General features: G+C 62.9%; 9 protein-coding genes and 1 pseudogene. All 10 read left to right on the top strand.

Annotated elements, in window-relative coordinates:
* Nucleotides 1–343: 343 nt before the first annotated feature.
* Nucleotides 344–673: a flagellar hook-basal body complex protein FliE gene (gene fliE, locus BZ163_RS01050; protein WP_128869452.1), complete on the top strand. Its 330-nt coding sequence runs from the start codon at nt 344–346 to the stop codon at nt 671–673.
* A gap of 15 nt (nt 674–688) precedes the next feature.
* Nucleotides 689–2,476 (top strand): flagellar basal-body MS-ring/collar protein FliF, encoded by a 1,788-nt coding sequence (gene fliF, locus BZ163_RS01045; protein ID WP_128869451.1) that lies wholly within the window; start codon nt 689–691, stop codon nt 2,474–2,476.
* Nucleotides 2,469–3,485 carry a flagellar motor switch protein FliG gene (fliG, locus tag BZ163_RS01040; RefSeq protein WP_128869450.1) on the top strand — a complete coding sequence of 339 codons (1,017 nt, stop codon included), beginning with the start codon at nt 2,469–2,471 and terminating at the stop codon, nt 3,483–3,485. Before fliF ends, fliG begins: the two co-directional genes overlap by 8 nt.
* Before the next feature lie 7 nt (nt 3,486–3,492).
* Nucleotides 3,493–4,293 carry a flagellar assembly protein FliH gene (fliH, locus tag BZ163_RS01035; RefSeq protein WP_128869449.1) on the top strand — a complete coding sequence of 267 codons (801 nt, stop codon included), beginning with the start codon at nt 3,493–3,495 and terminating at the stop codon, nt 4,291–4,293.
* Nucleotides 4,283–5,641: a flagellar protein export ATPase FliI gene (gene fliI, locus BZ163_RS01030; RefSeq protein ID WP_128869448.1), complete on the top strand. Its 1,359-nt coding sequence runs from the start codon at nt 4,283–4,285 to the stop codon at nt 5,639–5,641. Before fliH ends, fliI begins: the two co-directional genes overlap by 11 nt.
* A 6-nt stretch (nt 5,642–5,647) precedes the next feature.
* Nucleotides 5,648–6,097: a flagellar export protein FliJ gene (fliJ, locus tag BZ163_RS01025; RefSeq protein WP_128869447.1), complete on the top strand. Its 450-nt coding sequence runs from the start codon at nt 5,648–5,650 to the stop codon at nt 6,095–6,097.
* A 102-nt stretch (nt 6,098–6,199) separates the two neighbouring features.
* A complete protein-coding gene (locus BZ163_RS01020) occupies nt 6,200–6,499 on the top strand; it encodes an STAS domain-containing protein (RefSeq protein WP_128869446.1) in 300 nt (99 codons plus the stop codon).
* A 5-nt stretch (nt 6,500–6,504) separates the two neighbouring features.
* The gene (locus BZ163_RS01015) at nt 6,505–8,211 is read left to right on the top strand and encodes a fused response regulator/phosphatase (protein WP_128869445.1); all 1,707 of its coding nucleotides are present in this window, start codon (nt 6,505–6,507) and stop codon (nt 8,209–8,211) included.
* Nucleotides 8,212–8,241: 30 nt separating this feature from the next.
* Entirely contained in the window at nt 8,242–8,589 is a 348-nt protein-coding gene (locus tag BZ163_RS01010) for an Hpt domain-containing protein (RefSeq protein ID WP_128869444.1), read from the top strand.
* Between the two features lie 106 nt (nt 8,590–8,695).
* A pseudogene (locus tag BZ163_RS01005) lies at nt 8,696–9,155 on the top strand (flagellar hook-length control protein FliK); the annotation flags it as partial.

Below are 9,155 nucleotides of genomic sequence, written 5' to 3'. Positions count from 1 at the left end.
TAGGCCGTCTTCGCTGGCAAGCCAGCTCCCTACAGGGGGGGGGAGGCGGTGTGTCACGGCGATACATGGTATTGGCCGATAGACCGTCTTCGCTGGCAAGCCAGCTCCTACAGGGGGGGTAGCGGTGTGTCAGGCGATACATGTATTGGCCGATAGACCGTCTTCGCTGGCAAGCCAGCTCCTACAGGGGGGTAGCGGTGTGTCAGGCGATTTATGTAGTGACTGACATGTCGTCTTCGCGGGCAAGCCAGCTCCTACAGAGAAGCTGGCACCCTTGTTGCTAACACCTGACTACCCGCTGAGTGAGCGTCAAAAAATTGCGGGTCGCCAAAGAGAGTAGACGATGAGCCAAGGTATTGAATTCAATCGGTTGATGCTGGACATGCGGGCCATGCAAATGGATGCCATGTCTGCGTCGAAACCGACGGCTGCCGTCCCGCAACTGCCGGGCAGCAGCTTTGCCGACATGCTCGGTCAGGCCGTCAATAAAGTGAACGAAACCCAGCAGGCCTCCAGCCAGTTGTCCACGGCGTTCGAGATCGGCAAAAGCGGTGTCGATCTGACCGACGTGATGATTGCCAAGGAAAAAGCCGGTGTGTCGTTCCAGGCGATCACCCAAGTCCGTAACAAGCTGGTTCAGGCTTACCAAGACATCATGCAGATGCCGGTTTAAGGGCGGTATTGAGTCATGGCAGAACCAGGCGCTGATAACGTTCCGGCCAGGGCCACTCCGATAGGCGGCAAAGCGCCGCTGTTCGGCTTGTCCTTTCTGGAAAATCTCTCCGAGATGACCATGCTGCGTCAGGTGGGCCTGTTGGTCGGTCTGGCGGCGAGCGTGGCGATTGGCTTTGCCGTGGTGTTGTGGTCCCAGCAACCGGACTACCGGCCGCTGTACGGCAGCCTCGCCGGGATGGACGCCAAGCAGGTCATGGATACCCTGGCGGCCGCCGATATTGCCTACTCCGTCGAACCCAATTCCGGCGCCTTGCTGGTCAAGGCCGAAGACCTGTCGCGCGCGCGCCTCAAGCTCGCGGGCGCGGGTGTCACGCCCAGCGACGGCAATATCGGTTTTGAAATCCTCGACAAGGACCAGGGCCTGGGCACCAGCCAGTTCATGGAAGCGACCCGCTATCGGCGCGGCCTCGAAGGCGAACTGGCCCGGACCATCTCCAGCCTGAACAACGTCAAGGGTGCCCGCGTGCACCTGGCCATTCCGAAAAGCTCGGTGTTCGTGCGCGATGAGCGCAAGCCCAGCGCATCGGTGCTGATCGAACTGTATTCCGGCCGTTCCCTGGAACCTGGCCAGGTACTGGCGATCATCAATCTGGTCGCCACCAGCGTGCCTGAACTGAGCAAATCCCAGGTCACCGTGGTCGATCAGAAGGGCAACCTGCTGTCCGATCAGGCGGAAAATTCCGAGCTGACCATGGCCGGCAAGCAGTTCGACTACAGCCGCCGCATGGAGAGCATGCTCACCCAGCGCGTGCATAACATCCTGCAACCGGTGCTGGGCAACGATCGCTACAAGGCCGAAGTCTCGGCCGATGTGGATTTCAGTGCCGTCGAGTCGACCTCCGAGCAGTTCAACCCGGACCAGCCGGCGTTGCGCAGCGAACAATCGGTGAACGAACAACGCACCACCAGCAATGGCCCGCAAGGCGTGCCGGGTGCCCTGAGCAACCAGCCGCCATCGCCGGTGTCCGCGCCTGCAACCACCGGTGGCGGCACCGCGTCGGCCGGCATGGTCCAGCCTGGGCAGCCGCTGCTGGACGCCAACGGTCAGCAAATCATGGACCCGGCCACCGGCCAGCCGATGCTCGCCCCGTACCCGGCGGACAAGCGCTCGCAGTCCACCAAAAACTTCGAGCTCGACCGTTCCATCAGCCACACCAAACAGCAGCAGGGCCGGTTGAATCGCCTATCGGTGTCGGTGGTGGTGGACGATCAGGTGCGGATCAACCCGGCCAACGGTGAAACCACCCGCGCGCCGTGGACCGCCGATGAATTGTCGCGCTTCACCCGTCTGGTGCAGGACGCCGTCGGTTTCGACGCCAGCCGTGGCGACAGCGTCAGCGTGATCAACATGCCGTTCTCCGCCGAACGTGCCGAAGTGATTGCCGATGTGCCGTTCTACTCCCAGCCGTGGTTCTGGGATGTGGTCAAGCAAGTGCTGGGCATCCTGTTCATCCTCGTGCTGGTGTTCGGTGTGCTGCGTCCGGTGCTCAACAACATCACCAACGGCGGTAAAGGCCGGCAGCTGGTCGGCGTCGGCAACGATGTCGAATTGGGTGGCATGGGCGGTCTGGATGGCGAACTGGCCAACGATCGCGTCAGCCTTGGCGGCCCGACCAGCATCCTGCTGCCAAGCCCGAGCGAAGGCTATGACGCCCAGTTGAATGCAATCAAGAGCCTGGTGGCAGAAGACCCGGGTCGTGTGGCCCAGGTCGTGAAAGAGTGGATTAACGCAGATGAATGATAGAGCCGCTGCCGACAAACTGTCCAAGGTCGACAAAGCCGCGATCCTGCTGCTGTCCCTGGGCTCCACCGACGCCGCCCAGGTGTTGCGCCACATGGGCCCGAAAGAGGTGCAGCGCGTGGGCGTGGCCATGGCGCAGATGGGCAACGTGCACCGCGAGCAGGTCGAGCAGGTGATGAGCGAGTTCGTCGAGATCGTCGGCGACCAGACCAGCCTGGGCGTCGGCTCCGACGACTACGTGCGCAAAATGCTGACCCAGGCCCTGGGCGAAGAAAAGGCCAACGGCCTGATCGACCGCATCCTGCTGGGCGGCAACACCAGTGGCCTCGACAGCCTGAAATGGATGGAGCCGCGTGCCGTCGCCGACGTGATCCGTTATGAGCACCCGCAGATCCAGGCCATCGTGGTCGCCTACCTCGACCCGGACCAGGCCGGTGAGGTGCTGGGCAATTTCGACCACAAGGTGCGCCTGGACATTATCTTGCGCGTGTCTGCGCTCAACACCGTGCAGCCAGCCGCCCTGAAAGAGCTCAACCAGATTCTCGAGAAGCAGTTCTCCGGCGCCTCGAATGCCTCGCGTACCAACCTGGGGGGCATCAAGCGCGCGGCCGACATCATGAACTTCCTCGACAGCTCGGTGGAAGGCCAGTTGATGGACTCGATCCGCGAAGTCGACGAAGACCTGTCCGGCCGGATCGAAGACCTGATGTTCGTGTTCAACAACCTGGCCGATGTCGACGACCGCGGAATCCAGGCATTGCTGCGCGAAGTGTCCTCCGATGTGCTGGTGCTGGCCCTCAAGGGCTCGGACGAAAACGTCAAGGACAAGATCTTCAAGAACATGTCCAAGCGCGCGGCCGAACTGTTGCGCGACGACCTCGAGGCCAAGGGCCCGGTGCGCGTCAGCGACGTGGAAACCGCGCAGAAAGAAATCCTCACCATTGCCCGCCGTATGGCCGAAGCCGGAGAAATCGTTCTCGGCGGGAAGGGCGGCGAAGAGATGATCTGACATCACTATGTCGACTGAACATGATGAGTCCCAGACCGACCTGATCCGAGCCAAGGACGTCAGGGGTGTCGATATCTGGTCGTTGCCCAGTTTCGATCCGTACGTCCCCGAGCCCGAACCGGAGCCTGAACCCGAGCCGCCGGCCATGCAGGAAGTGCCGCTGGAGGAAGTCCAGCCGCTGACCCTCGAAGAGCTCGAAAGCATTCGCCAGGAAGCCTACAACGAAGGTTTCGCCACCGGCGAGCGGGAGGGCTTCCACAGCACCACGCTCAAGGTCCGCCAGGAAGCCGAAGTGGCGCTGGCGGCGAAACTTGCCGCGCTGGAAAAGCTGATGGGCCACCTGTTGGAGCCGATTGCCGAGCAGGACACCGAGATCGAGAAGGCCCTGGTCGACCTCGTGCAGCACATCACCCGCCAGGTGATCCAGCGCGAACTGGCCATCGATTCGACACAGATCGAACACGTCATGCGCGATGCCCTCAAGCTGTTGCCGTTGGGCGTGGGCAACGTGCGGCTGTACATCAATCCGCAAGATTTCGCCCAGGTCAAAGCCCTGCGCGAGCGTCATGAAGAAACCTGGCGCATCGTCGAGGACGAGGCATTGTTGCCGGGCGGGTGCCGGGTCGAGACCGAGCACAGTCGCATTGACGCGTCGATTGAAACCCGGGTGACGCGGGTCATGGACAAGCTGTTCGATCAACTGCACGAACAGGTACTGCACCCGGCGGCGCCGGACCTGAGCCTGGAGCTGCCGACGGGCAACACAGCGCCAGCCGCCCCCGCACCGGATGTGCCCGATGCGCCTTGACCGCACCAGCTTCGCCAAGCGCCTGGGCAGTTACGCCGAGGCCACCACGCTGGCCGGCGCGCCGATCCTCGAAGGCCGCCTGCTGCGCATGGTCGGCCTGACCCTCGAAGCCGAAGGCTTGCGCGCCGCCATGGGCAGCCGCTGCATGGTGATCAACGACGACAGTTACCACCCGGTGCAGGTCGAAGCCGAAGTCATGGGCTTCTCCGGCAACAAAATCTTTCTGATGCCGGTCGGCAGCGTCGCCGGTATCGCCCCCGGTGCGCGCGTGGTGCCGCTGGCGGACAGTGGTCGCCTGCCGATGGGCATGAGCATGCTCGGGCGGGTACTCGATGGCGCCGGTCGGGCGCTGGACGGCAAGGGCGGGATGAAGGCCGAAGACTGGGTGCCGATGGACGGCCCGACCATCAACCCGCTCAAGCGTGAACCGATCAGCGAACCGCTGGACGTGGGCATTCGTTGCATCAACGGCTTGTTGACGGTCGGTCGCGGCCAGCGCCTCGGGTTGTTCGCCGGTACGGGCGTGGGCAAGAGTGTGCTGCTGGGCATGATGACCCGCTTCACCGAGGCCGACATCATCGTGGTCGGGCTGATCGGCGAACGTGGGCGTGAGGTCAAGGAATTCATCGAGCACATCCTCGGCGAAGAAGGCCTCAAGCGTTCGGTGGTGGTGGCATCGCCCGCGGACGATGCGCCGCTGATGCGACTGCGCGCGGCCATGTACTGCACGCGCATCGCCGAATATTTCCGCGACAAGGGCAAGAACGTGCTGTTGCTCATGGACTCCCTGACCCGTTTCGCCCAGGCCCAGCGGGAAATCGCCCTGGCCATCGGCGAACCGCCCGCGACCAAGGGGTATCCGCCGTCGGTGTTCGCCAAGTTGCCGAAACTGGTGGAGCGCGCCGGCAATGCCGAGAAGGGCGGCGGTTCGATCACCGCGTTCTACACCGTGTTGTCCGAAGGCGACGACCAGCAGGATCCGATTGCCGACTCGGCGCGCGGCGTGCTCGACGGGCACATCGTGCTGTCCCGGCGCCTGGCCGAGGAAGGTCACTACCCGGCGATCGATATCGAAGCGTCCATCAGCCGGGTCATGCCGTCGGTGGTGTCGAAGGAACACATGGCCCGCGCCCAGTACTTCAAGCAATTGTGGTCGCGGTATCAGCAGAGTCGCGACCTGATCAGCGTCGGCGCCTACGTTGCCGGCGGTGACCGGGAAACCGACCTGGCGATTGCCCTGCAGCCGCAGTTGGTCAAATACCAGCGCCAGGGCCTGAACGACAGCATCAGCCTGGGTGAAAGCGAAGCCTACCTGGGTTCGATTTTTGCCCCTGCGGCCGGCGGCTAACCGGCCATGGCCCAGAGTCGCGCAGCCCGCCTGGCCCCGGTGGTGGACATGGCGGAAAAGGTCGAGAAAGCCGCGGTCCAGCGCCTGGGGCACTTCCAGGGGCAGGTCCGCCTGGCCGAAAGCAAACTCGCCGACCTCGAAGCGTTTCGGCTCGACTACCAGGAGCAATGGATCGTGCGCGGCAGCAGCGGCGTTTCCGGGCAATGGTTGCTGGGGTATCAAGGCTTCCTCGCGCAACTGGGCACGGCCATCGATCAGCAACGACAAAGCCTGACCTGGCATCAGAACAATCTGAACAAGGCACGGGAAACCTGGCAGCAGGCGTATGCCCGGGTCGAAGGCTTGCGCAAACTGGTTCAGCGTTACATGGATGAGGCGCGACGACTGGAAGACAAGCGCGAGCAGAAGCTGCTGGATGAATTGTCGCAGCGGCTGCCGCGGCAGGATCCGTATTGAATCAGGCGTCCTCGGCCCCACCACCACTACCAGCCTTGCCCCCATCCCCGCCAAGTGCTAAACCTTCCACACCTACGTTCTCCAATGACAAGGAAGCCGTTCATGTCAGTCGTTACAGAAGTATCCCCGGATGGACAAAAGCTGACGATATCGATCAAGGGACGATTCGATTTCGCCAAGCATCAGGAATTTCGTGAGTCCTACGAGGACAAGGAACTCTCCGCCGTCGTCGTCGACTTGAAAGAAGCCACCTACCTCGACAGTTCGGCCCTGGGCATGTTGCTCTTGCTGCGCGATCACGCCGGTGGCGACGAGTCCGACATTCGCGTGGTCAACAGCAGTTCCGACGTGAAGAAGATCCTCGCCATCTCCAATTTCGACAAACTGTTCGACATCAGTTGAGCGGCATGCAGCCGCCGCTCGAATCGCTGACGATCCTGATCGCCGAAGACAGCGCCGCCGATCGCATGCTGCTGTCGAGCATCGTCCGGCGCCAGGGCCATGCGGTGCTGACGGCCGCCAACGGTGCCGAGGCGGTCGAAGCGTTCCGTCAGCAACGCCCGCAACTGGTGTTGATGGACGCGATGATGCCGGTGATGGACGGCTTCGAGGCGGCGCGGCAGATCAAGGCGTTGGCCGGCGAAACCCTGGTGCCGATCATCTTTCTGACCTCGCTCACCGAAAGCGAAGCCCTGGCGCGCTGTCTGGAAGCCGGGGGCGACGACTTTCTGGCAAAGCCCTACAACCAGGTGATTCTCGCCGCCAAAATCAAGGCGATGGACCGCTTGCGCCGGTTGCAGGCCACCGTGTTGCAGCAGCGAGACCAGATCGCCAGGCACCACCAGCACCTGCTCAACGAGCAGCGGGTGGCCAAGGCCGTGTTCGACAAGGTGGCCCATTCCGGTTGCCTGAATGCCCTGAATATCCACTACCTGCAATCGCCCTACGCGCTGTTCAACGGCGATCTGTTGCTGGCCGCGTATACGCCTGCCGGCGACATGCACGTATTGCTCGGGGACTTCACCGGCCATGGTTTACCGGCGGCTGTCGGGGCCATGCCCCTGGCTGAAGTCTTCTATGGCATGACGGCCAAGGGTTACGGCCTGGCCGAAACCTTGCGCGAGATGAATGCCAAGCTCAAGCGCATCCTGCCGGTGGGCATGTTCTGCTGTGCCACGCTGCTGCGCCTGAGTTTTCAGCGGTGTTCGGTGGAGGTGTGGAACGGCGGGATGCCGGACGGTTACCTGCACAGCGTCGCCAAGGGTGAGCGCACGCCGCTGCAGGCTCGGCACTTGCCGCTGGGCGTGCTGAGCCCGCAAGCCTTCGACGATCGCACCGAAGTGTTTCCGATGGCGGTCGGCGATCGGGTGTTTCTGTTATCCGACGGTGTGGTCGATACCTGCGATGCCAACGAACAACTGTTTGGTGTCGAGCGGCTGCAGCGGGTGTTTGCCGCCAATCGGCAGCCTGATGAGTTGTTCGCCGAGATCGAGCAGGCGCTGCGGGAATTTCGCGGTGAAGCCCGTGACGACGTCAGCATGGTCGAGGTCAGCTTTCTGGAGGGGGAGCAGGTGAGCCCGCCGGCGTTGGTATATTCCGACAGTGGCCAGTCCTGCCCGCTGGACTGGTCGGTGAGTTTCGAGTTTCGCGCGGCCACGCTCAAGCGCTTCAACCCGCTGCCTTATCTGTTGCAGTTGCTGCTGGAGGTCCATGGGCTGCGGGCGCAAAGCGGGGCGCTCTACAGTGTGCTGGCGGAACTCTATTCCAACGCCCTGGAGCATGGCGTACTGGGCCTGGATTCCAGCCTCAAACGGGATGCCGCGGGTTTTACCCGCTATTATCAACAGCGCAATACTCGCCTGGATGAGTTGCAGGGTGGCTTCATCCGGATACATCTGCAGGTGACACCGCAGGGCAAGGGCGGTTGCCTGACGGTTCGCGTCGAAGACAGTGGCAAGGGGTTTGATGTCGATCGGGTGCTGCAGCTGCCCGCTGATGGAGCCCGTCTGTCGGGACGTGGCATCGGCCTGATCCGTCAATTGAGCCGTAATGCCCACTGGTCCGACGAGGGTCGAAGTGCCCGCGTGGAGTTTTGCTGGGAGGCTCTGGCATAATCCACGCATTCTTGATCAAGGAGTGAGCAAGTGGCTGACACACATCTGGACTTCGACGTGCTGAGCGCGTTGCAAGAAGTCATGGAGGATGAGTATCCGATGTTGCTGGATACCTTTCTCGCCGACGCTGAAGAACGCCTGGTCCTGTTGCACAAGGCAGACGATGCCCAGCAACTGATGAATGCTGCCCACAGTTTCAAGGGCAGCAGCAGCAATATGGGCGCCATTCGCCTGGCCCGGTTGTGCCATGAGCTGGAGCAATGCGCCAAGCAGAAACGCCTCGCCGGCGTTGAACAACTGGTGGGCGAAATCGACGGCGAATTCGCCCTGGTCCGTCCGCTGTATGAGGCCGAACGTCAGCGCGTGCTTGCCGACTAGGACAACTGTGTGGGCGCTTTTCGCACCGCGCACTTGAACCTGGCGCGACCCTTGCTTTGATCTCCGTCAACTGTACCTACGATCCCAGTGCGGCGGAGACCGTTTCATGCCCGTGACCCCCAATATGCTTCTGCAGGCCGCCGCCCAGACCAAGGCCAAGGCGGTATCCGCCAATCCACCGGCGCAGGTCGCCGAGCCCGCGGACAAGGCCTCCAGCTTCGCCGATGTCTACGCCAACCAGGCTCGCAACCCACGTGCTGCAGGGAACGACGGGCCAGCCAAGCCCGTGCGCGACACCGCCGCTGAAGGGCCGGGCAAAAAGGACCTCGGCCACGACAAGGCTGCCGCCGCGAAGCCGGCCGTTGCCGATAGCGGCAAATCCTTGCCCGCCGATAAACCGGCGGCCGACGACCCGATCGCCGACGAGGGGTCGGATGCCGTTGACGCCTCTGTCACCGAGGCGACGGGCGAGCCAGCCACCGATCCCGCAGGGCCGACCCTTGTCGCGCAAACTCCGCCAGCGGTAGACGCCGTGCCGCCCCTGGCGAACAGCCGGTGGTTCGCGG

Origin of the sequence: Pseudomonas sp. VI4.1 (assembly GCF_002029345.1) — a bacterium.
GTDB lineage: Bacteria > Pseudomonadota > Gammaproteobacteria > Pseudomonadales > Pseudomonadaceae > Aquipseudomonas.
This window is presented reverse-complemented; position numbering and strand designations above follow the sequence as displayed.

Excerpts from the sequence above, each read along its gene's own strand:
- fliE (WP_128869452.1), top strand. The coding sequence starts at position 344 with ATGAGCCAAGGTATTGAATTCAATCGGTTGATGCTGGACATGCGGGCC.
- fliF (WP_128869451.1), top strand. The coding sequence starts at position 689 with ATGGCAGAACCAGGCGCTGATAACGTTCCGGCCAGGGCCACTCCGATA.
- fliG (WP_128869450.1), top strand. The coding sequence starts at position 2,469 with ATGAATGATAGAGCCGCTGCCGACAAACTGTCCAAGGTCGACAAAGCC.
- fliH (WP_128869449.1), top strand. The coding sequence starts at position 3,493 with ATGTCGACTGAACATGATGAGTCCCAGACCGACCTGATCCGAGCCAAG.
- fliI (WP_128869448.1), top strand. The coding sequence starts at position 4,283 with ATGCGCCTTGACCGCACCAGCTTCGCCAAGCGCCTGGGCAGTTACGCC.
- fliJ (WP_128869447.1), top strand. The coding sequence starts at position 5,648 with ATGGCCCAGAGTCGCGCAGCCCGCCTGGCCCCGGTGGTGGACATGGCG.
- BZ163_RS01020 (WP_128869446.1), top strand. The coding sequence starts at position 6,200 with ATGTCAGTCGTTACAGAAGTATCCCCGGATGGACAAAAGCTGACGATA.
- BZ163_RS01015 (WP_128869445.1), top strand. The coding sequence starts at position 6,505 with ATGCAGCCGCCGCTCGAATCGCTGACGATCCTGATCGCCGAAGACAGC.